The 20,969-nt window shown below is 72.7% G+C and carries 20 protein-coding genes; 9 read left to right on the top strand and 11 right to left on the bottom strand.

All coding sequences use genetic code 11. The annotated features are described in order from the left end of the window. Position 1 precedes the first annotated feature (1 nt). The 5 genes from ACNF49_RS10540 (at position 2) to ACNF49_RS10520 (ending at position 8,647) form a co-directional block, all read left to right on the top strand. Entirely contained in the window at positions 2–1,822 is a 1,821-nt protein-coding gene (locus tag ACNF49_RS10540; RefSeq protein WP_482943558.1) for a UvrD-helicase domain-containing protein, read from the top strand. A gap of 48 nt (positions 1,823–1,870) precedes the next feature. After that, the gene (locus ACNF49_RS10535; protein WP_482943557.1) at positions 1,871–3,715 is read left to right on the top strand and encodes a sigma factor-like helix-turn-helix DNA-binding protein; all 1,845 of its coding nucleotides are present in this window, start codon (positions 1,871–1,873) and stop codon (positions 3,713–3,715) included. 16 nt (positions 3,716–3,731) lie between these two features. Continuing rightward, on the top strand, positions 3,732–5,051 hold the full coding sequence (locus ACNF49_RS10530) for a CysS/YqeB C-terminal domain-containing protein (RefSeq protein WP_482943556.1): 1,320 nt from the start codon (positions 3,732–3,734) through the stop codon (positions 5,049–5,051). A gap of 118 nt (positions 5,052–5,169) precedes the next feature. After that, positions 5,170–7,656 carry a penicillin acylase family protein gene (locus tag ACNF49_RS10525; RefSeq protein WP_482945509.1) on the top strand — a complete coding sequence of 829 codons (2,487 nt, stop codon included), beginning with the start codon at positions 5,170–5,172 and terminating at the stop codon, positions 7,654–7,656. 139 nt (positions 7,657–7,795) lie between these two features. After that, complete coding sequence (locus ACNF49_RS10520) at positions 7,796–8,647, top strand: hypothetical protein (protein WP_357974383.1); 852 nt, start codon at positions 7,796–7,798, stop codon at positions 8,645–8,647. 15 nt (positions 8,648–8,662) lie between these two features. On the opposite strand, the gene ACNF49_RS10515 is transcribed toward ACNF49_RS10520, so the two are convergent. The 4 genes from ACNF49_RS10515 to ACNF49_RS10500 all read right to left on the bottom strand — a co-directional run bounded on the left by ACNF49_RS10515 (position 8,663) and on the right by ACNF49_RS10500 (position 11,004). Continuing rightward, positions 8,663–9,085, bottom strand: coding sequence for a hypothetical protein (locus ACNF49_RS10515; RefSeq protein WP_357974386.1), 423 nt, complete (start codon positions 9,083–9,085; stop codon positions 8,663–8,665). A 263-nt stretch (positions 9,086–9,348) separates the two neighbouring features. Further along, positions 9,349–9,771 (bottom strand): hypothetical protein, encoded by a 423-nt coding sequence (locus ACNF49_RS10510; protein ID WP_482943555.1) that lies wholly within the window; start codon positions 9,769–9,771, stop codon positions 9,349–9,351. Positions 9,772–9,774: 3 nt separating this feature from the next. Next, positions 9,775–10,161 carry a hypothetical protein gene (locus ACNF49_RS10505; protein ID WP_482943554.1) on the bottom strand — a complete coding sequence of 129 codons (387 nt, stop codon included), beginning with the start codon at positions 10,159–10,161 and terminating at the stop codon, positions 9,775–9,777. Positions 10,162–10,341: 180 nt separating this feature from the next. After that, positions 10,342–11,004 (bottom strand): TetR/AcrR family transcriptional regulator, encoded by a 663-nt coding sequence (locus ACNF49_RS10500; protein WP_482943553.1) that lies wholly within the window; start codon positions 11,002–11,004, stop codon positions 10,342–10,344. Positions 11,005–11,056: 52 nt separating this feature from the next. Between ACNF49_RS10500 and ACNF49_RS10495 the strand changes: the two genes are divergently transcribed. Then, entirely contained in the window at positions 11,057–11,539 is a 483-nt protein-coding gene (locus ACNF49_RS10495; protein ID WP_482943552.1) for a VOC family protein, read from the top strand. Positions 11,540–11,776: 237 nt separating this feature from the next. Here ACNF49_RS10495 and ACNF49_RS10490 read toward each other — a convergent pair whose 3' ends face one another. Then, on the bottom strand, positions 11,777–12,286 hold the full coding sequence (locus tag ACNF49_RS10490) for a cupin domain-containing protein (protein ID WP_482943551.1): 510 nt from the start codon (positions 12,284–12,286) through the stop codon (positions 11,777–11,779). Between the two features lie 53 nt (positions 12,287–12,339). Between ACNF49_RS10490 and ACNF49_RS10485 the strand changes: the two genes are divergently transcribed. Continuing rightward, a complete protein-coding gene (locus ACNF49_RS10485) occupies positions 12,340–12,951 on the top strand; it encodes a TetR/AcrR family transcriptional regulator (protein ID WP_482943550.1) in 612 nt (203 codons plus the stop codon). A 7-nt stretch (positions 12,952–12,958) separates the two neighbouring features. On the opposite strand, the gene ACNF49_RS10480 is transcribed toward ACNF49_RS10485, so the two are convergent. From ACNF49_RS10480 to mshB, 3 genes are read right to left on the bottom strand one after another with little or no spacing between them, the layout of a single operon-like run. After that, positions 12,959–13,453 (bottom strand): flavin reductase family protein, encoded by a 495-nt coding sequence (locus tag ACNF49_RS10480; protein ID WP_357974404.1) that lies wholly within the window; start codon positions 13,451–13,453, stop codon positions 12,959–12,961. 17 nt (positions 13,454–13,470) lie between these two features. Next, positions 13,471–13,890, bottom strand: a complete 420-nt coding sequence (locus ACNF49_RS10475) for a DUF6113 family protein (RefSeq protein ID WP_357974407.1) — start codon at positions 13,888–13,890, stop codon at positions 13,471–13,473. 11 nt (positions 13,891–13,901) lie between these two features. After that, positions 13,902–14,831, bottom strand: coding sequence for an N-acetyl-1-D-myo-inositol-2-amino-2-deoxy-alpha-D-glucopyranoside deacetylase (mshB, locus tag ACNF49_RS10470; protein ID WP_482943549.1), 930 nt, complete (start codon positions 14,829–14,831; stop codon positions 13,902–13,904). 44 nt (positions 14,832–14,875) lie between these two features. On the opposite strand from mshB, the gene ACNF49_RS10465 reads away from it, so the two are divergent. After that, positions 14,876–16,942, top strand: coding sequence for a S9 family peptidase (locus ACNF49_RS10465; protein ID WP_482943548.1), 2,067 nt, complete (start codon positions 14,876–14,878; stop codon positions 16,940–16,942). On the opposite strand, the gene ACNF49_RS10460 is transcribed toward ACNF49_RS10465, so the two are convergent. Beyond that, on the bottom strand, positions 16,939–17,802 hold the full coding sequence (locus ACNF49_RS10460) for an ABC transporter permease subunit (RefSeq protein WP_357974417.1): 864 nt from the start codon (positions 17,800–17,802) through the stop codon (positions 16,939–16,941). The genes ACNF49_RS10465 and ACNF49_RS10460 overlap by 4 nt on opposite strands. A 47-nt stretch (positions 17,803–17,849) precedes the next feature. Continuing rightward, a complete protein-coding gene (locus ACNF49_RS10455; protein ID WP_357974420.1) occupies positions 17,850–18,278 on the bottom strand; it encodes a MarR family winged helix-turn-helix transcriptional regulator in 429 nt (142 codons plus the stop codon). A gap of 64 nt (positions 18,279–18,342) precedes the next feature. Here ACNF49_RS10455 and ACNF49_RS10450 point away from each other — a divergent pair, with 64 nt between their 5' ends. Beyond that, positions 18,343–19,218, top strand: a complete 876-nt coding sequence (locus tag ACNF49_RS10450; RefSeq protein WP_482943547.1) for an MBL fold metallo-hydrolase — start codon at positions 18,343–18,345, stop codon at positions 19,216–19,218. On the opposite strand, the gene ACNF49_RS10445 is transcribed toward ACNF49_RS10450, so the two are convergent. Then, complete coding sequence (locus tag ACNF49_RS10445; RefSeq protein WP_482943546.1) at positions 19,215–20,969, bottom strand: ABC transporter ATP-binding protein; 1,755 nt, start codon at positions 20,967–20,969, stop codon at positions 19,215–19,217. The two genes, ACNF49_RS10450 and ACNF49_RS10445, sit on opposite strands and share 4 nt — an antisense overlap.

Here is a 20,969-nt window from a genome sequence, read left to right as displayed (position 1 = left end):
CGTGCCGCGGCTCGCGATCGGCCCTGACCTCCCAGGGGAGCTCGGCGCACTGGCTCAGCCGGTGCGCAGGGACGCCGTGGTCGCGCTGCGCCGGTTCCTGCTGAACGTCTCCGGAGCCCCGCACCCCGAGCGGGTGCGGGGCTGCCGGGACGCCAAGGTCGCCACGCTGCGTCTGGCCGACGGGCATCGCGGCGTGGTGGTCCGGCAGCGCGACGTCTACTGGCTGCTCGCCGTGCGGCCCGATCCGGAGGCGTGGTCGTACGCCCAGCGCCACCGGTACAGCGTCAACCCCGTGATCGGCGTCGTCGAGGAGTGGGACGCCGAGACCCTGGACCGGGTCGAACCCGCCTTACGCAGGTCGGCCCGCCCCTCGCGGCTGTTCGAGCAGATCTGCGACGGCGACCTGCTCGCGCTCGGCATCGACGTGCACGCGCTGCCCCTGGTCAGGCTGATCTCCACCGAGGCCGACGTGGCCGCGCTCGAACCGCTGCTGCCGCCCACCCAGTACGCGCCGCTGGCCGTCCTGGCCCGGGGCGGCACGCTGTCGGAGGCGTGGCGCGAGCTGGACAACTGGCGCGCCCGCGACGAGGAGACGGGCGCGATCGACCCCGACGACCTGCACGCGGCGCTGCTGCGCAGCCCGGACCGCGCGGTGTTCGCCGCCGACAAGGTGGAGCTCGACCGGGTGCTCGGGGCCCCGGACTGGTGCACGTTCCTGCACCCCACGCAGCACCGGCTGGCCAGGGCCGGACGGTACGAGCAGCCGGTGCTGGTCGTGGGCGGCGCGGGCACCGGAAAGACGATCATCGCCCTGCACCGGGCGGCCCACCTGGCGGCGCGGGGCAGCGGCCCGGTGCTGCTGGTGACGTTCTCGCAGAGCCTGGCCGAGGAGCTGTCCGGCCGGCTGGACGTGCTGATCGACGACGAGACCGTGCGCAAGCGCGTCGAGGTGGACAACGCCGAGCGCCTGGCCATGCGGATCGTCGCCGACGCGGAGGGACGCCGTCCCGCCCTGGTCGGCCCGGGGGCCCGGTCGCTGGCCCAGCTCACCGACGAGGCGATCAGGCTGCTGTCGATCACGACCGGCGACCTGCTGGACGACGTGGAGCCGGGACGCAAGCCGTACCGGCACATCGTGGTGGACGAGGCGCAGGACATCAGCCCGGCGCAGTGGCGGCTGCTGCGGGCGGCGGCGCCGCACGCGCACGACGACCTGTTCGTGGTGGGCGACCCGCACCAGCGGGTGACCGACACGCGGGTGGCGCTCGGCGCGGTGGGCATCCCGGCCGTCCAGCACGACCTGCGGATCTCCTACCGGCTGCCGCAGGAGATCCTGTCCTACGTGGTCCGGCTGCGCGGCGGCGGCCCGGCGAACGGCCTGGTCAAGGGCGTGGCCGAGCTGTTCGGATACCGCGCCACGCACAACGGACGGCGGCCGGTGGTCCGGGCGTACGACACGCCCGAGTCCGAACTGGCCGGGCTGCGCGCCACGGTCGGCGGCTGGCTGGCGGACGGCGTGCCGGAGGGCGAGATCGCCGTCGGGGCGCGCACCCCCACGCTGGCTCGCGCCGCCCGGGACGCTCTGGACGGGCTGGACGTGCGCGTGGCGACCTTCCAGCATCTGAAGGGCCTGGAGTTCGAACGGGTGGCGCTCGTCGGCGTGGCGGAGGGCGTGGTGCCCGGATCGCTGCCCGAGGAGCCGGCCGCGCGGGCTCGAGCGCTGCAACGCGAGCGGAGCATACTGTTCGTCGCCTGCACACGGGCCCGAACGATGCTCTATATCTCGCATTCCGGAAGGGGGAGCCCATTTCTGTCCCCCTGATCACATAGTCTGAACTGCGGATATCTTCCCTTTGCCGGTTGGACCTCAATGAACCTCAGCCTGAGCGACCTCGCGCCACCCCTGCGCTGGACCTCCCCTGGTCAGATCGCGCCGATCGTGGAGGAGCCCCAGCTGCCCGAGGCCTGGTGGCAGGCGATCCCCCTCGACCGCGCGTGCGCGATCGTCGGGACGCAGACCGTGGCGGGTCACCTGGCCGATCTGGCCGTGGCCTGCTGGGGGCACCTGCTGCTCGGCGACATCCTGCCGCTGCTGCGTTTCTCCGACCCCGCCGAGGCCGAGCGCACGCCGGAGTCGCTGGGCAAGGACGTGGTGCAGAAGCTGTTCACCGGTGTGTTCGAGCGATTGCTCGAACCCGCGCCCGCCGCCCTGCCCGTCCTGGCCCGGCCCGACAAACCCCTTCCCGAGCTGATCGACGCGGTGTTCGCCGCGCTCGACGACCGGCAGCGCGCCATCGCCCGCGACCGGCTCTACGCGGCGCAGCGCGCCACGCTCGACGAGCTGGCGCAGCGTTTCTCGGTCACCCGCGAGCGGATCAGGCAGATCGAGCGGGACCTGCGCGACCACGTGGAGGCCTGGCTGGGCTCGCCGGAGGCGGCGGCGCTGGTGGCGCACGTGACGTGGCTGAGAGGCAGGCTCGGGTCGGCGGTCCCGGCCGACGACCTCGCGGCCGCCGTGCCGTGGCACCGCGGCGACCTGCGCACGCTGGGCATCCCCGCGTGGCGGTTCATCCGTACGCTGCTGACCGGCTACGAGCAGGCCGACGGGTGGCTGGTCTCCGGCGGGGCCGACGAGCTGCGGGAGAAGACGCGGCAGCTGTTCACCGACGGGCCGCGGCCGCTCGACGAGGCGGTGTCCATGGTGGCCCAGCTCGGCGTCCGCGAGGACGTCGCCGAGCGGTGGATCCTCGCCGTGCCGCAGCTTCGGGTGCTCGGCCGGCACGTGGTGCCCTGGCCGCGCAGCATCAACGAGAAGGCCGAGGCGGTGCTGGCGGTGGCGGGCACGCCGCTGTCGCCCGAGGAGATCCAGGAACGCATCGGCGAGGACTACAGCCTGGTCGGCATCCGCAACCAGCTCACCGCCGACGAGCGCTTCCACCGGGTGGACCGGAACAAGTACGGGCTGACCAGGTGGGGCGGCGACGAGTACCTGGGCATCAGGGAGATGATCGCCAGGGAGATCGAGCGGGCCGGCGGCGAGGCCTCGGTGAGCACGATCGTGACGAACCTGACCTCCCGCTACGACGTGAGCGAGAGCTCGGTGCGCGCCTACTCGGGCGGCCCCGGGTTCGAACGCACGCAGCGGGGCTGGATCAGGGTGGCCGGGACGTCGCCGACCGGGGAGTCGGAGCCGTACCAGCCGCGCAAGGACGTCTCGGAGACGCGGCGCAGCTTCCGCTCCCGCGACGGACGGTGGTGGCACCGCGTGGACGTCAACGCCGAGCACCTGCGCGGGTCGGGCTCGCCTCTGCCGACCGGGTTCGCCGCCTACCTGGGCATGGCTCCCGGCGGGTCGCTGACCGCCTCGACGCCCTCGGGCGACGTGGTGATCAGCTGGCACAACCAGCCGACCATGGGGTCGATCCGCAACGTGCTGGCCGACTTCAAGGCGAGCGAGGGCGACCACGTGTTCCTGACCGTCTCCGACGGCGGCGAGCTGCTGACCCGCTACCTGCCCGCGGCCGCCGTGGCGATGCCGCCGCTGAACCGGGCGCTCTACCTCATCGGCTACACCGCCCCGGTGCACTCCGAGATGGAGGGGCTGCGGCTGATCGGCGCCCGCATCGGGCTGCCCGACACGGCCACCCGCGAGGAGGTGCTGGCCAGGCTGCGCGAGCGCGGGGACAGGGACATCCTCGGCTTCCTCGGCGGGTGAGGGCTAGGCTCGGGTGATGTTGCGGATCCACGACACCCGGGCCAGGCAGGTCGAGGAGATCTCGGGCGGGCGGGCGGTGCGCGTGTACACGTGCGGGCCGGCGCTGCACCGCCGCGTGCATCTGGGCGACCTGCGCACGTACGTGCTGTCCGACCTGGTCAGGAGGGTCCTGGAGGGGCGGCGTACCCGGGTCGTGGCCGGCCGGCACGTCGCCGACCTCGGGCGTCCCGGCGAGGAGCCGTCGGCGCGCGACCTGGTCCGCGCCCACGAGGAGGCGTTCGGGGACGACGCGGCCGCGCTCAACCTGCGGCCGCCGGAGCACGCGCCGCGCGCCGGGGAGACGGTCGACCTGATGATCGAGCTGGTCGCCGGGCTCGTCGAGCGGGGGCACGCCTACCCGGCACCGGACGGTTCGGTGTATTTCGACGTACGGACGTTCCCGGCGTACGGGGAGATCTCCGGCACTCGTCTGGACGACCTCAAGCCCGCCGACCCGGTCGACGCCGCCGATCCGCACAAACGTTTCCACGCCGACTGGGCCCTGTGGCGGCCCGCCCACGGCGACCAGGCCCGGGACGCGCCCTGGGGGCGGGGCCTGCCCGGCCCGCACGTGGCGTGCTCGGCGCTGTCGCTGCGTTTCCTCGGCGAACGGATCGACCTGCACCTCGGCGACGCCGGCCGGCGATTCCCGCACCACGAGGACGAGCGCGCCCAGTCGGACGCGGCGACCGGCCACGAGGTCGTGCGCCACTGGGTGCACGGCGAGCGCCCGCTGTTCGACGGGCGCGAGATGGCGGAGTCCGCGGGCAACGTGGTGCTGCTGTCCGACGTGGTGGCGGCGGGGCTCGACCCGCTGGCGGCACGCCTGGCCTTCCTCGGGCACCACTACCGGGAGCGGCCCGACCTCGACTGGGACGTCCTGCGGGCCGCCGACCGCACGGTGCGGCGGTGGCGGGCGCGGGTGGCCGAGTGGTCGGAGTCGCCCAGCGCGCCCATGGCCTCGTCGTACGCCGAGCGCGTCGGGGCGGCCCTCGACGACGACCTGGACACCCCGGCGGCGCTGGCCGTCCTGCGGGAGCTGGAGCTGGACGGGTCGGTCGCGCCCGGGTCGAAGTTCGAGACGTTCCTGCACCTGGACCAGGTGCTGGCGCTCGACCTGTCCACGGAGATCGGCAAGCCGCGGGTGCCGCCCGCCGGGGCCGGCGAGCTGCTGGCGCAGCGGGAGCGGGCGGTGGAGGCCAACGACTGGGCGGCGGCCGACCGGCTCCGGGACGAGCTGTCCGACCTGGGGGTTCGCGTCACCGACACCCCGGAGGGACAGAGCTGGGCCCTCTGACCGGGAGCCCCCGCGCGCGGCCGCTCCGACCACCTGAAACGGCCGGAGCAGTGAGCCGGTACTGCCAGACTTGTTCCAGTTCGGCAAGATGGAGGTATCGGTGAGACCCTTTGCGTGGATGCCGTGGCCTTTGCGGTGGTTCGCCCGGGTGTTGACCGTGCTTCTCGTGCTGGCGCTCGTGCTGGCCGGGGTCCTGGTGTACACGGTACGGAAGTCGTTCCCGCAGGTGGACGGGTCGCTGCGGCTGCCGGGTCTAACCGGAAAAGTCGAGATTTATCGCGATAAATCGGGGATCCCGCACATCTATGCCGACACTGCGGCCGACCTGTTCATGGCGCAGGGCTTCGTCCACGCCCAGGACCGGTTCTTCGAGATGGATTTCCGCCGCCACACCACCGCCGGACGGCTCTCCGAGCTGTTCGGCAAGGCCACGCTCGGCAACGACAAGGCGCTGCGGACCATGGGCTGGCGCCGGGTGGCCGAGCAGGAGCTGCCCGCCCTCGACCGGCAGACCCAGGACTTCCTGGCCGCGTACGCCAAAGGGGTGAACGCCTGGCTGGACGCCAACCCCAACGCCTCCGACCGGAGCCTCGAGTACTCGGTGCTCAAGCTGCAGAACGGCGAGTACCGGCCGGAGAGGTGGACCGCGGTCGACTCCGTCGCCTGGCTCAAGGCCATGGCGTGGGACCTGCGCTCCAACATGGAGGACGAGATCGACCGCGCCCTGGCGCTGACCAAGCTGCCCAAGGAGCGCGTCGACCAGCTCTACCCCGGCTACCCCTACGACCGCCACACCCCGATCGTCGGCGAGGGCGCGCTCGCCCAGGGCCGCTACGACCAGCAGGCCGAGCCGCGGATCGGCGGCGTCCGCGCGCTCTCCCAGGCCGCCGCGACGCTCGACGCCGTGCCGAGCACGATGAGCAGCGAGGAGCGCGAGGGCATCGGCTCCAACTCGTGGGTGGTCTCCGGCGAGCACACCACGAGCGGCAAGCCGCTGCTGGCCAACGACCCGCACCTGTCCCCGCAGATGCCGTCCGTCTGGTACCAGGCCGGGCTGCACTGCAGGAAGCTGTCCGAGCAGTGCCCGTACGACGTCACCGGGTTCACCTTCTCCGGCGTGCCCGGCGTGATCATCGGACACAACGACAAGATCGCGTGGGGGTTCACGAACCTCGGGCCGGACGTGGCCGACCTCTTCCTGGAGAAGGTGGACGGCGACACGTACCTGTACAAGGGCGAGCAGGTCAAGCTGGAGACGAGGCAGGAGCAGATCAAGGTCGCCGGCGGCGACCCCGTCACGATCACCGTCAAGAGCACCCGGCACGGCCCGCTGATCAACGAGGTGATGGCGGACGCCCGCCCCAGCGGCGAGGCGAACGCCGTGGCCCTGCAGTGGACCGCCCTCACCCCCGGCAGGACCGTGGACGCGATCTTCGCGCTCAACAAGGCGGGCGACTGGCCCGAGTTCCGCTCGGCGGCGGCGCTGTTCGAGGTGCCGTCCCAGAACCTGATCTACGCCGACACCAACGGCAAGATCGGCTACCAGGCGCCCGGGCGCATCCCCGTACGGGAGAAGGGCGACGGCACCTGGCCGGTGCCCGGCTGGACCGGCGAGTACGACTGGAAGGCCGCGCCCATCCCCTACGAGCAGCTCCCCACGGTGGAGGACCCGGCCGAGGGGTTCGTCGTCACGGCCAACAACGCCGTCATCGACCCCCGCCGCTACCAGCCGCTGCTGACCAAGGACTGGTCCTACGGCTACCGCTCCCAGCGCATCCGCGAGCTCGTCGAGTCCGCGATCGGCAAGGGCAAGGTCGACGCCGGGACGATGTCGGACATCCAGCAGGACACCTCCAACGAGTTCGCCGGGACGCTGGTGCCCGCGCTGCTGCGGGTGGACCTGGCCGGGGCCGCCCGCCAGGCCCGCGAGCTGCTGCGGACGTGGGACCACTCCCAGGGCCTCGACTCCGCCCCCGCCGCCTACTACAACGCGGTGTGGCGGCACCTGCTCATGCTCACGTTCGACGACGACCTGCCCGAGCAGGTGTGGCCCGCCGGCGGCGACCGCTGGTACGACGTGGTCGCCAACCTGCTCACCGCCCCCGACGACCCCTTCTGGGACGACGTGACCACCGAGAACCTCACCGAGACCCGCGACGACATGCTGCGGCAGGCGATGGCCTCGGCGTACCAGGAGCTGTCCGAGCTGTTCGGCACGGACGTCAAGTCCTGGAAGTGGGGCGACCTGCACCAGCTCGAACTGGTCAACGGCACGCTCGGCACCTCGGGCCTCGCGCCCGTGGAGGCGCTGTTCAACCGCGGCCCGTTCGCCGTGCCCGGCAACAAGGACGCGGTGAACGCGACCGGGTGGAACGTGCAGAAGGGGTACGGGGTCACGGCGGTGCCGTCGATGCGCATGGTCGTCGACCTGTCGGACCTGGACAAGTCCCGCTGGATCAACCTGACGGGCGCCTCGGGGCACGCCTTCCACGACAACTACTGGGACCAGGCCGAACCCTGGGCGCGGGGCGACCTGCTCCCGATGTACTCCAAGCCCGAGTCCGTGAAGAACGCAGCCGTCCACACCCTCACCCTCACCCCCTGACCCCCACCGCCGCCCCCTCTTCGCTGGAGGACGGGCCGGCGAGGGGCGGGTGGCGCGCCCGGTGTACGACCGTGGGTGTAGTCGAAGGCCAGACCGTGGTCCGACGCGCCCGGACCCCGGTCGCTGTCAGCATGGCCGCATGAATCGCCTCCGGTACTCCGATCGCCTCTGGTACTCCGTCGGGATCTTCCTCCTGCTCGTGGGCCTGGCGCACCTGGGCGTGCTCGTCGTGGCCGGCGGCCCGTGGGAGGGGGCCGTGTCGTGGCGCAAGCCGTTCACGTTCGGGGTGTCGTTCGGGTTGAGCGTGCTGACCCTGACCTGGGTGTCCCAGTGGTTACGGCTTCGTGCCCGCGCGTTCGTCCTCGGGGCGTTCGCGGTGGCCTCCACGGTCGAGGTGGCGCTGATCACCCTTCAGGCGTGGCGCGGCGTGCCGTCCCACTTCAACATGGAGACCCCTCTCGACACGGCCATCGCCCGCACGCTGGCCGCGTTCGGCATCACGCTCATCGTCATCGCGATCACCATGACCGTCGCCGCCTTCCGCCCGGCGCCGGAGGTCGCCCCGAGCACCCGTCTGGCCGTACGCGCCGGCTTCGCCACGCTGCTGGCGTCCATGGTCTTCGGCGGTGTGATGATCGCCCGTGGCGTCGTGGCGGTGATGACGGGCAACCAGCAGCTCGCCTACACGGTGGCCACCGCGCTCAAACCCGCCCACGCCGTGCTCATGCACGGGGTGCTCCTCCTGCCGGCCCTGTCCTGGCTGCTGTCCCGCACGCTCCCGTCCGAGGGTGCGCGGCTGCGAGCCGTACGCCTGGCCACCTGGGCGTACGTCGCGGTGGCCGCGCTGGTCTCCGGTCTGGCCGTGGCCGGGGTGGCGGTCGTGGGGCCGTCCACGGCGTCGGTGTTGTCGGCCGGGGTGATCTCGGGCCTCGCCATCGCGGCGGTCGCGCTGGGCCGCTTCAGCTCCCGCCTCGGCCAGGCGAAACATTGAGGTCGGGGTAATGGGTCAGCCGTTATGCCGTCGTCTCCGCCACCACACGGGCGCGCGCGGATAGCCACCGTCGTCCAGGTCGGCCAGCCGCTCGAACACGTTGTACGACGCCTGATGCCCGCACACGACGACCGACAGGAGCATGGCCAGCAGGTAGAGCGGGAGCATCGGCAGTCCGGCGCAGCAGGCCCACTGGGTGGCGTGCCGTCCTTCGTGCCGGATGAGCCGGTCGTCCAGCTCGTCCCACCTGGTCAGGACGACGTTCCCCACCGTGAACGCGCCCGCGACGGGGAAGCGGTAGCGGTAGCCGAAGGCGAGGATGAGCCCGTCGGGGCCGGGCCGGCGGGCCGCGCCGCCGACGAAGGAGATGAGTAGGCCGAGCGGGGTGGCGAGGTTCAGATAGTTCACCGCCCGCCGGAACCGATAGCGCCTGTTCATGCGTCTCAGTCTTGACCAATCTTGACAAGTCGGAATAATGATCTGCGTCCTGAAATCTCCCACAAGAGCAGGATTATGAGATTTTCCATCCTGGGCGCGCTGCTCGGCGCTGTTGCACTGGCCGGAGCCGGCGGAGTCGCGATCACCCAGACATCAGCCACCGATCCCCTACGTTCAACCGATTCTCCTTCCGGCGCGCAGGTGGCGTTACCCGTCGCCGCGACCCCGACGGCGACGCCCACTGCGACGCCCTCGGTCGGGGATTACACCGCCACGACGAAGGTGGTCAAGAAGAAGGGCGTCTCGTACTTGAATGTGTCCGTCAAGTACGACGGAGCGGCCCGCTTCACCGTGAAGCAGAAGGTGTGCAGGAGCAAGTCCTGCAGGAGCGCCACCGCCCAGATCCCCGTCACCACCGGGGCCGGGCAGACCACGAAGAAGCTGGGCAAGGGCACGTACAAGGCGAGGGGCAAGCCGGCCGTCAAGGTCAGGCCGCTCCCCTGGCCGACCCGCACCGTGACGGTCTCGCCGACCGCCACGGCCGCGCCGGGCGCGACGGCGACCGTGACGTCCACGGTGACCGAGCAGGCCACGGTGACCGCCACGGTGACCCAGCCCGGCCCGACCGTGACCGTGCCCGGCCCGACGGTGACCGTGCCGGGGCCGACGGAGACGGTGACGTTCACCTGTCAGCCGGCTCCGCCGACGTCCCCGCTTCCGCCGTCCGAACCGCCGACCGCCACGCCGTCGCCCTCGGTCTCGGAATCCCCGGACGTCCCGGACGCCCCGGCCCAGGCCCCCGCGCCACCGCCGAGCGACACCCCGACGCCGACCCCCACCCCGACGCCGACGCCGACGCCGACCGCGACGGACGTCCCGACCGACACCCCCACAGGCGCCCCGACCGACGTCCCCACGGACGTCCCGACGGACATCCCGACGTGCGCGCCGCCCACGGATCTCCCCTCCGAGACCCCGACCCCGACCCCGACCGTGACCTCCACGGACACCGGCGCCCCCACCGACACCCCCACCCCGCCGGAGCCCCCCACCCAGTAACCGCCGACCGGCAACACGCATGACCCCGGGCCAGGCTCAACGCCTGGCCCGAGTCATGTCCCCCGCCCACAACCCACCGCGACCGCCCTCTCACATCCGGGACGCCGCACCACCGCTGCACCAGGCCGCCAACCCCGTAGGGACGCCGCGCCACCGCTCCCATCCCTCCGGCTCGTGACCGGGTACGCCCCCGGAGGTCAGTGTGGGGCGTTTGTGGGGTGGGGTGGTGGAGTGGGGGTCAGCAGGCGGGTGAGGGTGTCGGTGAGCCAGCGTTCGTAGGTGTCGGCGTCCCAGCTCATCATCTCCCGGCCCAGCAGGTACGTCTCCGTGTGCACCAGGACGGCGGTGGTGTCGGTCAGCCAGTCGAGGTCGTGCCCGCCCGCCAGGAGCCCGTCGGCGGCCATCTTGTCCCAGAAGGCGCGCATGTTCGCGCGGGTGGCCTCGCGGCCGGCCCGGGCGGCGGCGGCCAGGTCCGGCTCGGTGGGAGCGGCCTGCAGGGCGACGGCCAGCAGGTCGCCGGCGCGTTCGGCCATCTGGCGGCCGGCCCCGGCCAGGGCGGCGATGCGCTCCTCGGCGGTGGGGGCGGTGCCGGCGCGGACGTACCAGTCGCGGCCGGTGATGTCGACGGCCGCGCCGTCACCGGCGTAGGCGACGTCGACGCAGCGTTTGAGCAGCGCGGCCTTGGTGCCGAAGCGCAGGTAGACGGTACGGTCCCCGACCTGGGCGGACTGTGCGACGGCGGTCAGGGTGGTGGCCGCGTAGCCGTTGCGGAGGAACAGCTCGGTGGCGGCGGTAAGGATCTTCTCCTCGGTGGCGGCGATGCGGGCGGCGCGCAGATCGCGCTTGACGGGGTCCGGCACAAAATGCAGTATAACTGCATCGATGCAGTGCAACTGCAAGGAGGGGATTCCCGTGTCGCACCTCCCGCGCCTGGACGGCGTGCACCACCTCAAACTTCCGGTCACCGACCTGGACCGGTCCCTGGCCTGGTACCGCTCCCGGTTCGGGTACGAGATCGACATCGAGTTCGTCGAGCAGGGCGTGCCGATGGGCTACGCGCTCGCTCATCCGCGCGGCGGTCCCGTACTGGCGCTGCGGCTGGACCCGGAGCGGGCCAAGGCCGCCGCGGGTTTCGACTACTTCGCCATCGGCGTGCCGGACAAGCAGGCCCTCGAGGATCTGGCCGCCCACCTGACCGCGTCCGGCGACCGCCACGCCGGCGTGCACGAGGCGACCATCGGCTGGATCCTGCCCGGCCTGCACGACCCGGACGGCCACGAGATCCGCTTCTACACCACCCAGCCGCTGCCCCCGCGCGAGCGGCCCGCCCCCACCGCGGCGGAGGCGGACGAGGAGCGCGGGAGCAGCGCCCCCCGTCCGGCCGAGACCTCGTGAGCCGCGACCAGGACGGGCGCCTGGAGGTCTTCGCCCGCGGCCAGGACGCCCGCCGCGGCACGGCCGGCAGCACGAGGGCGGCTGATCTCAGGGGGAACCACTCGCGGACGGAGGGCTCGAGAACGACCGGCACCGCCCGCCGAGCCCCCTCCCCACCGCCGGGCAGAACCACGACGGCAGGCTGGAGACGATCGTGATCGCCTCCGACGGCCTCAGCCCCGCGCACTCCCGGCGGCATCAGGCCAACGGCGACCGGGCCAAGCGCCGAAGGCGCGCATCCGGCGCGGGCACTCGCCCAGCAGGCGTTCGATGCACCGGGTCCGGGCGGCGACGGCAGAACCTCGAAGGCCGGTCGGTCCGCGCCCTGGGGCCGGGCTTCCGCGAGTTCTGAACCCCGCCGGTCACCTCACGGAGCAGGACCGAGCGGCCCCCGGCCAGGACGCCGCCCGGCCCCTCCTTGAGCTCGACGAAGATCGCGTGCGACTCGGTGTCGCCGATGTTCCGCCCCGCGTGCTCCTGGGCGCCGACCCACCGCGCCTGCCCCGCCTCCAGCTCCAGCTCGACCTGTTGCCCGCCCGAGGTGAGGCGGCGGCTGAAGGACGACAACGTGACCATCACGCTGTCGGGATGGCCGTGCGGGCTGGTCGAGTCGCCCGGCCGGTCACGGTAGCGCAGCACCCTGACCCGTTCGTTCTCGAAGATCACCGTGTACAGGTCCGGGTTCGTGACCACTGGATCGGCGCTCATGGACCACCTCACAAGGCGAGTCAGCTACATGGGACGACGGTACCATGATGGGCATGTCGGTACCATATGAGCAGACCGGCCGCCACCGGCAGAAGGCCCGCACCCGCGCCGCCCTGGTCGAGGCCGCCCGCCACCTGCTGGCCGACGGCGCGGACCCCACGGTCGAGGACGCCGCCGCCGCGGCCGGCATCTCCCGCACCACCGCCTACCGCTACTTCCCCAACCAGAACGCCCTGCTGACCGCCGCGCACCCGCAGATCGAACAGACCTCCCTGCTCCCCCCGGACCCGCCCGCCGATCCCGTGGCGCGGCTGGACCTGGTGATGACCGCCTTCACCCGGCTCACCCTCGACTGGGAACCACAACTGCGCACCTCGCTGCGCCTGTCCCTGCGACCGGGCGCCGGACAGCCGCACCTGCGCGGCGGCCGGGCCATCGGCTGGATCGAGGACGCCCTCACCCCGCTCCTCGACACCCACCCCGGCCTGGACGTCCACCACCTGGCCGTGGCCATCCGCGCGGCGACCGGCATCGAGTCGCTGGTCTGGCTCACCGACATCGCCGGATACACCCGGCAGCAGGCGGCCGACACCATGTGCTCGTCGGCGCGGGCGCTCCTGGTCGCCGCCCTCGACCAGCACGCCCGCCCCGCCGGCCAGGCGTAGCCGCGGGTCAGAGGTTCTTGTACCGGCCGTCGTGGTAGAGCAGCGGCGAGCCGTCCGCGGGGGTGCCGAGGGCCGTCACCTGGCCGAGCACGATCGAGTGGTCACCGCCGTCGTACACCGCCGTCGTGGCGACCTCGACCGTGGCCAGGGCGCCCGTGAACAGGGCCACCCCCGACTCCCCGCGATGGTGCTCCCACCGGGCCAGTTGCCCGTTCAGCGGACGGCCGCGGTGGGCGAAGAAGCGGGAGGCGTCCTCCATCGAGGCGTGCAGCACCGACACGCCCCACACTCCGGCCTCGATCACCGCGTCGTGGAAACGGGCCACCTTCTCGGCGCAGAAGAGCACGAGCAGGGGGTCGAGGGACACCGACGTGAAGGAGTTGACGGTCATCGCGTGGTCCACGTCGCCGAGCCGGGTCGTGACGATCGCGACTCCCGTGGCGAAGCGGCCGACGACCTTACGGTAGTTTCCCGGGTCCACATGCCGCTCTATGGAATGCACGACGTTACTTTATGCCTCTACGTCGGATTCTTTGGAGGTGGGTATCCCCGCAACAACCACGAACCCCCGCCGGATGAGGGCGAGAACATGAACGCCACCACAAGAGCCAGCAAGCCGCCATACAGGTAGACGTACCCCGCCGCACCCTGAGAGATCACCAGATCCCCGGCACTGAGTTCGAGCGTGAACGGCATCGTCACCAGCAGCCAGCCGAGCCCTACCGCGAACGCCGCCAGCTTCGTGCGCATGAGCCTGGCCGCGCCCAGCGGGAGGAGGAACAGTGCGAGCACCCACCCGATCGCCACCCACGGCACGGCGCCCTGCTGGTCGAGCGGGTGCGTGAACCCGCCCACGACGCCGAGCACGACACCCAGCACGAACAGCATGCCGTACGCCGCCCCGCCCAGCGCCGACTCCGCCTGGCTGCGATGTTCCATGGGGAACGAGGTTAGTGGATGCCCGCGAAGAGATCGTTCTCGCGGTTGTGCGGCTCGCCGAGCCCACCGGCGTCGACCGGCGGCCCCGGCACCGGCCGGCCGGGCACGCCGATGGCCAGGACGAAGTGCTCCACGCCGAGCACCTCCTGCCCGATGTTGTTGGACAGGGCGTACCACGGGCCGTCGACGGTGATCTGGGTGGCGTGGGCGCGCATGGCCTCCCGCTTGTTGCCGACCCAGGGGCGGGCGTCGATCTCGGTGGTGATGTCCTCGTCGGGGCTGCCGAAGGGGATGTCGTCGACGTCCTCGACGAGGAAGCCGGTGCCGGAGTCGTGCAGCGCCTCGGCCGTGCGCCGCATGACGGACCTGGGCACGGCCGTGTGGTAGAACTTCGCGATCTGCCACGGCTCGTCCTGGCGCGGGGCGGGCCGGCCGCCCGGGACGTAGTCGGGCTTGGCGGCCAGCTCGAAGGCGCGGCGGGCCACCCGGTGGGCCTGGATGTGGTCGGGATGGCCGTAGAAGCCGTTGGCGTCGTAGGTCACCAGCACCTGCGGGCGCACCTCGCGGATGACCTTGACCAGCTCGCCGGCCGCCTCGTCGAGGTCGGCCTGCCAGAAGGCGTGCGGCCGGTCGTTGGTGGCGACGCCCATCATGCCGGAGTCGCGCCAGCGTCCGGGTGAGCCGAGGAAGCGGTGGTCCTCGACGCCGAGCGCCTGGCAGGCCGCCGCCAGCTCCCCGATCCGGTACGGCCCGAGCAGGTCGTCGCGGTCGGCCGCCAGGTGGGCGAGGTCGGCGGGGATGACCTCCCCCTCCTCCCCCAGCGTGCAGGTCACCAGCGTGACGTGGGCGCCTTCCGCGACGTATTTGGCCATGGTCGCGCCGGTGCCGATCGACTCGTCGTCCGGATGGGCGTGCACGAGCAGGAGGCGGCGATCAGTCATAGTCATGAGCGTAACAATGGCTGGATACTGGCAGGATTGAGCCCATGAGTGAGAGCTTCCCGCGACTGTCGGCAAGGACCCGCCGGTTCACCCTGGGAGTGCCCAGGGGGTTCACGATCTCCCCCGACGGCGGACGAGTGGTCTTCCTGCGGACGAGGTCCGGCACCGACCCGGTCACCTGCCTGTGGGAGCTCGACACCGAAACCCACGTCGAACGCCTGCTGGTCGATCCCCGCACCCTCCACGCCGATGACGAGGACCTGCCGCCGGAGGAGCGGGCGCGGCGCGAGCGCAGCCGTGAGGCGGCCGGCGGCGTGGTGGCCTACGGCGCCGACGCCGCGCTGACCAGGGCGGCCTTCGCCCTGTCCGGCGGGCTCTACGTCGTCGAGCTGGCGAGCGGCGAGACCCGCAGGCTGGAGACGCCGGGCGCGGTCATCGACCCCCGGCTGTCCCCCGACGGGCGGCAGGTCGCCTACGTCACCGGCGGCGCCCTGCACGTCCAGGACCTCGACTCGGGGCGCGGCGAGGTGCTCGCCACGCCGGAGTCGCCGACCGTCACCTACGGCCTGGCCGAGTTCATCGCCGCCGAGGAGATGGACCGGATGCGCGGCTACTGGTGGTCGCCGTCGGGCGACGCGCTGCTGGTCGAGCGGGCCGACGAGGAGCCGGTCGACACCTGGTACATCGCCGACCCGGCCAACCCCTCCCGTCCGGCCGTGGCCCAGCGCTACCCGGCGGCCGGCACGCCCAACGCCCGTACCGAGCTGTTCGTGCTCGGGCTCGACGGGTCGCGGGTGGCGGTGCCGTTCGAGGAGGAGTACCTCACGACGGCCGCCTGGGACGACCACGCGCTGTCGATCGTGACGATGACGCGCGACCAGAAGACGCTGCGGCTGTTCTCCGTCGATCCGGCGACCGGCGCGTCCACGCTGGTCCGCGAGGACACCGACCCGGCCTGGGTCGACGTCGTGACCGGCGTGCCGGCGCACCTCGACGACGGCTCGCTGGTCTGGGTGGCCACGTCGGAGGGCGGCCACCGGCTGTTCGTCGGCGACCGCGCGGTCACGCCGCCCACCCTCCAGGTCCGGTCGGTGCTCGACGTCGACCACGACAGCGTGCTGTTCAGCGCCAGCGGCGGCGACCCGACCGACATCCACCTGTGGACCTGGGACGGCCACTCGCTGCTGCCGGTCTCGACCCGGTCCGGGGTGTTCTCGGGGCGGATGTCCGGCGGCGTCGGCGTGTTGTCGGAGCAGAGTCTCGACGCCGAGGGCGTCTCGACCACGGTGGTGCGGCGCGACGGCATGGCGGTCCCGATCCCGTCGTACGCCGAGCGTCCCGGGCTCGACCTGCGGGTGTCGCTGGGGCGTTCGGGCCGCCGGGAGCTGGCCACGGCCGTGGTGCTGCCGTCCTGGTACGAGCAGGGCTCGGGCCGGCTGCCGGTCCTGATGGACCCGTACGGCGGCCCGCACGCCCAGCGGGTGCTCAACCGGCGCGGCGCGTTCCTGGAGAGCCAGTGGTTCGCCGAGCAGGGCTTCGCCGTGATCGTGGCCGACGGCCGCGGCACGCCGGGCCGCGGTCCCGCGTTCGAGCGGGCGGTGCTGGGCGACCTGGCGACCCCGGCGCTGGAGGACCAGATCGACGCCCTGCAGGGCGTGGCCGAGCAGTATCCCGACGACCTCGACCTGTCGAGGGTGGCCATCCGCGGCTGGTCGTTCGGCGGCTTCCTGGCCGCGCTCGCCGTGCTGCGGCGTCCCGACGTCTTCCACGCGGCGGTGGCCGGCGCGCCGGTGACCGACTGGCGGCTGTACGACACCTGCTACACCGAGCGCTACCTGGGCCACCCCGACGAGCAGCCCGAGGTCTACGACAACTCCTCGCTGTTCGCCGACGCGCCCAAGCTCGAACGCCCGCTGCTCCTGGTCCACGGCCTGGCCGACGACAACGTGGTGGCCGCCCACACGCTGCGCCTGTCCTCGGCGCTGCTCGCGGCCGGCCGCCAGCACAGCGTGCTGCCGCTGTCGGGCGTGACGCACATGACGCCCCAGGAGGTCGTGGCCGAGAACCTGCTCCTGCTCCAGGTCGACTTCCTGAAGAAGGCGCTGGGCTAGGCGGTCCGCAGGGCGTCGAGCAGCCTCGACGCCCCCAGGCCGATCAGCACGACCAGCCCCATGACCACCAGGAACACCCACAGGGGGGCGCCGAGGTAGGCGAGCAGGCCCTGCGCCACGGCCAGGATCAGCACGCCGAGCACGGTGCCCGCCACGCCGGCGCGCTCGCCGTACGGGCTGGTGCCTCCCAGGAGGACGGCGGCGAGCGCGAACACGGTGCTGTAGAGCCCCTGGTCGCCCGGGGGCGCCGCGCCGAGACGCAGGAGCAGCGCGATGCCGCCCGCGGCGGCGAGCATGCTCGACCCGGCGAGGCCGAGCACCGCGCCGGGCCAGCCGGCGCCCAGCTCCTTGCGCACCTCCTGCCGGTTCCACAGCAGGCCGCCGGCGATCGAGACGACCGCGAACACGGCGAACCCCAGCGGGCCGGGATAGAGCGCGGCGGTCGCCAGCGGGATCGCCCCGTCGCCGAGCAGCGCGACGGCCAGGGCCTCGCACACGACGGCCGCCCCGAGGGTGACGGCCCAGGCCGGGGCCGACAGCAACATCGTGAACACGCTCATGGCGGCCCCCAGGAGCCCGGCGAGCACGAGCGCGAGCAGCATCGCCAGCGGCAACGGCACCCCGGCGCCCGCCGTGAACGCCACGAAGGCGCCGCTCGCGGCGGCGACCGCGCCCACGGCCAGATTGGGCGTGCCGGTGCGCAGCGACAGGCCGAACCCCATGACGATCAGGCCGAGCTGCCCGGCGTGGGCGAGGATGTCGAGCAGGCGGTCACTCACCGTAGTGATCAGGACGAGCGCCAGGCCCAGCAGGGCGAGAAGTGCGAGCACGCCTTCCCATGCGCGCTGCCAGGTGCTCACTCCGACGATGCTGACAGCGCCGGACGATCATCGCAACCCCGCGGGCGCTACCGCGGCGCCGCCCGCTCCAGCAGCCCCTGGAGCACGGACTGCTCCTCAGGCGTGAGCGCGGCCAGCGGCGAGCCCTCGGTCAGCAGGCCCAGCAAGCGCTCCCGCAGGCCGGCGCCCTCCTGGGTGAGCACGAGCAGCTTGGCCCGCCGGTCGCCCGGATGGGGGCGGCGCTCCACGACCCCCTGCCGCTCCAGCCGGTCGATGACGAACGTGGCGTTGGATGGCTCGCACCCCATGCGCCCCGCCAGGTCGCTCATGGTCATCGGGCCGGTCAGCTCGCGCAGCGCCACCGCCTGGGCGGTGGTGAGGTCGAGCGCGGCCGCGCGTTCCCTGACGTGCCCCTCGATCTGCCTGGCGAGCGTGCCCACCAGGCCGCAGAGGTTCCGCTCGGCCGCGGCCCGCGCTTCGGCTTCGGACGTTGTCATACCCCAAAACTACCTCAAGCTTGGATGTTTGCAGCTTTAAAGGTTCTAGTTGTAAGTTTCCGCCATGAGCACTTCTGCGAGCCTTCGCCTGCGCCGCCCTGCCACCCTCCGGTCGCTGCGGGTCGGCGACCTCAAGGTCACGTTCGTGCCGGACGGGAGCGTGCGGCTCAAGCCGTACGGCTGGCTGCCGGGCACGACCGAACGCGACTGGGCCGTGCACGCCGACCACCTGGACGAGACCGGCAACCTCGTGGCGGGCATCGGCGGCCTGCTGGTGGAGGCGGGCGAGCGGGCCCTGTTGATCGACGCGGGGGTGGGCCCGGTGCACCAGCCGGACGACCCCGCCGACCCGCTGATCGGCGAGCTGCGCGGCGGCGACCTGCCGGCCAACCTCGCCCGGCTGGGCCGCCGTCCCGAGGACGTCGAGGCGGTGGCCTTCACCCACCTGCACATCGACCACATCGGCTGGGCCTGGCACCCTGCCGCCGGCGGGCCCGCGTTCCCGTCCGCCGAGTACCTGTTCGCCGAGCCGGAATGGACCGAACGCCACCGGACCCTGGACTTCGGCACGCCGGAGGAGGCCCTGACGACCATGGCTCCCCGGGTAAGGACGTTCGGCGACGGCGAGGAGATCTTCCCGGGTGTGCGGGCCACGTCCGCGCCCGGCCACACCGCCGGGCACACGGCCTACACGATCACCTCGGGCGGACAGCGGCTGCTGGCCTTCGGCGACGCTCTGCACTCCCCCGTGCAGGTGCGCCACCCCGAGTGGCCGGCGGGCTCCGACCTGGACCGCGTGGAGTCGACCGTGCACCGGCGGCGGCTGGTCAAGGAGCTGCTGCGACCCGACACGATCGGCTTCGGCATCCACTTCGCCGACGTGGTCTTCGGCCGTGCACGGGACACGGCCGAAGGACCGGTCTGGGAGCCCGTGGCCTAGGGAGTGGTGGCGGGGGTGCCGTGCCAGCTCGCCCACAGGGCCGCGTACGAGCCGCCCTCGGCGACCAGCTCCTCGTGCGGGCCCAGCTCGGTGATCCGGCCGCCCTCCACGACGGCCACCCGGTCGGCGTCGTGCGCGGTGTAGAGCCGGTGGGCGATGGCGATCACCGTACGGCCCTCCAGCACGGCGGCCAGCGAGCGTTCCAGGTCGCGCGCGGCCCGTGGGTCGATCAGCGAGGTGGCCTCGTCGAGCACCAGCGTGTGCGGGTCGGCGAGGACCAGCCGCGCCAGCGCGAGCTGCTGCGCCTGCGCGGGCGGCACGGCCGTGCCACCGGACCCGACCTCGGTCTCCAGCCCCTCGGGCAGCGTCTCCACCCAGCCGAGCGCGTCGACCGCGGCCAGCGCCGCGCGCACCGCCGCGTCGTCCGCGCCGGGGCGGGCGATCAGCAGGTTGTCGCGGACGGTGCCCTTGAAGACGTGGTGCTCCTGGGTGACCAGCGCGACATGCCCGCGCAGGTCGTCGAGCGGCAGGTCGACCAGCGGCACGCCGCCCACGCTGACCTCGCCGGTACGCGGCCCGTGGATGCCGGCCAGCAGCCGCCCGAGCGTGGACTTGCCGGCCCCCGACGGGCCCACCATGGCCAGCCGCTCGCCCGGCTCGACGGTCAGCGACACGCCGTGCAGCACGTCGCGGCCCTCGCGGTAGGCGTACCTGACGTCGTCGGCCCTCAGCAGCTCGCCGGCCGGGCGGGCGGCGGAGGGCTCGCGGTCGTCGGGCACGTTGGCCACGCCGAGCAGCCGGGCCATGGCCGCGCCGCCCACCTGGAGCTCGTCGATCCACATGAGGAACCGGTCGAGCGGGTCGATGAGCTGCTGGGCGTAGACCAGGGCGGCGGTGACCTGCTGGACCGTCACCCAGTCGTTGGTGTAGAACAGGCCGCCGACCAGGAGCGTGGAGACCACCGGGATCACGTAGCCGAGCTCGACCGCGGGGAACCAGATCGTCCGCAGGCCCAGGGTGTAGCGCTCGGCGGCGTAGGAGCGGCGGATGTCGCCGTCGGTGCGCTCGCGCCGGCGTTGCTGGAGGCCGAGCGCCTCCACGGCCCGCGCGCCCTCGACGGTCTCGGCCAGACCCTCGGTCATGTCGGCGTACGCGGCGTTCTCGCGCAGGTAGCCGTCGCGCGCCCGCTGGAGGTACCAGCGGGTCGCGAACCAGATCAGCGGGCCGGCGACCAGCATCGGCAGCATGAGCTGCGGGCTGACCAGCACCAGCGCGCCCATGGTGATCACGAAGGTGACCAGCGCGATGAGCGTCTCGGGCACGGCGTGCCGGACGGTCCTGGACAGCGAGTCGACGTCGCGGGAGGTACGGGTGATCAGGTCGCCGGCGCCCGCCCGCTCGACCGTGGACAGCGGCAGGCCGAGCACCCGGTCGACGAACTCCTCGCGCAGCTCGGCCAGCACCCTCTCCCCCAGCCTGGCCGAGGCCAGCACGGCGAAGCGGACCAGCAGGCCCTGGAGGAACAGGAACGCGCCGATGACGACGGCCACGAGCAGCCCGTCGACCTCGCCGCCGTCCTGGACGGTCTGGACCAGGCTGCCGAGCTGCCACGGCACGACGAGCCCGGCGACGGCGGCCAGGCCGTGCAGGGCCAGGGCGACGGTGAGCTGCCGCGGGTACTTCAGCGTCAGCCTGCGCGCGTAGGCGCGCACCTGTTTCCGGTCGGCGACCGGCAGGATCTCGCGGGCCAC

Source organism: Actinomadura sp. ATCC 39365, from assembly GCF_054392275.1.
This window is presented reverse-complemented; position numbering and strand designations above follow the sequence as displayed.

Bases quoted from the DNA above. Each gene is read 5' to 3' on its own strand.
- ACNF49_RS10535 (WP_482943557.1), top strand. From the start codon at position 1,871: ATGAACCTCAGCCTGAGCGACCTCGCGCCACCCCTGCGCTGGACCTCC.
- ACNF49_RS10530 (WP_482943556.1), top strand. From the start codon at position 3,732: ATGTTGCGGATCCACGACACCCGGGCCAGGCAGGTCGAGGAGATCTCG.
- ACNF49_RS10525 (WP_482945509.1), top strand. From the start codon at position 5,170: ATGCCGTGGCCTTTGCGGTGGTTCGCCCGGGTGTTGACCGTGCTTCTC.
- ACNF49_RS10520 (WP_357974383.1), top strand. From the start codon at position 7,796: ATGAATCGCCTCCGGTACTCCGATCGCCTCTGGTACTCCGTCGGGATC.
- ACNF49_RS10515 (WP_357974386.1), bottom strand. From the start codon at position 9,085: ATGAACAGGCGCTATCGGTTCCGGCGGGCGGTGAACTATCTGAACCTC.
- ACNF49_RS10490 (WP_482943551.1), bottom strand. From the start codon at position 12,286: ATGAGCGCCGATCCAGTGGTCACGAACCCGGACCTGTACACGGTGATC.
- ACNF49_RS10485 (WP_482943550.1), top strand. From the start codon at position 12,340: ATGTCGGTACCATATGAGCAGACCGGCCGCCACCGGCAGAAGGCCCGC.
- ACNF49_RS10475 (WP_357974407.1), bottom strand. From the start codon at position 13,890: ATGGAACATCGCAGCCAGGCGGAGTCGGCGCTGGGCGGGGCGGCGTAC.
- mshB (WP_482943549.1), bottom strand. From the start codon at position 14,831: ATGACTGATCGCCGCCTCCTGCTCGTGCACGCCCATCCGGACGACGAG.
- ACNF49_RS10465 (WP_482943548.1), top strand. From the start codon at position 14,876: ATGAGTGAGAGCTTCCCGCGACTGTCGGCAAGGACCCGCCGGTTCACC.
- ACNF49_RS10455 (WP_357974420.1), bottom strand. From the start codon at position 18,278: ATGACAACGTCCGAAGCCGAAGCGCGGGCCGCGGCCGAGCGGAACCTC.
- ACNF49_RS10450 (WP_482943547.1), top strand. From the start codon at position 18,343: ATGAGCACTTCTGCGAGCCTTCGCCTGCGCCGCCCTGCCACCCTCCGG.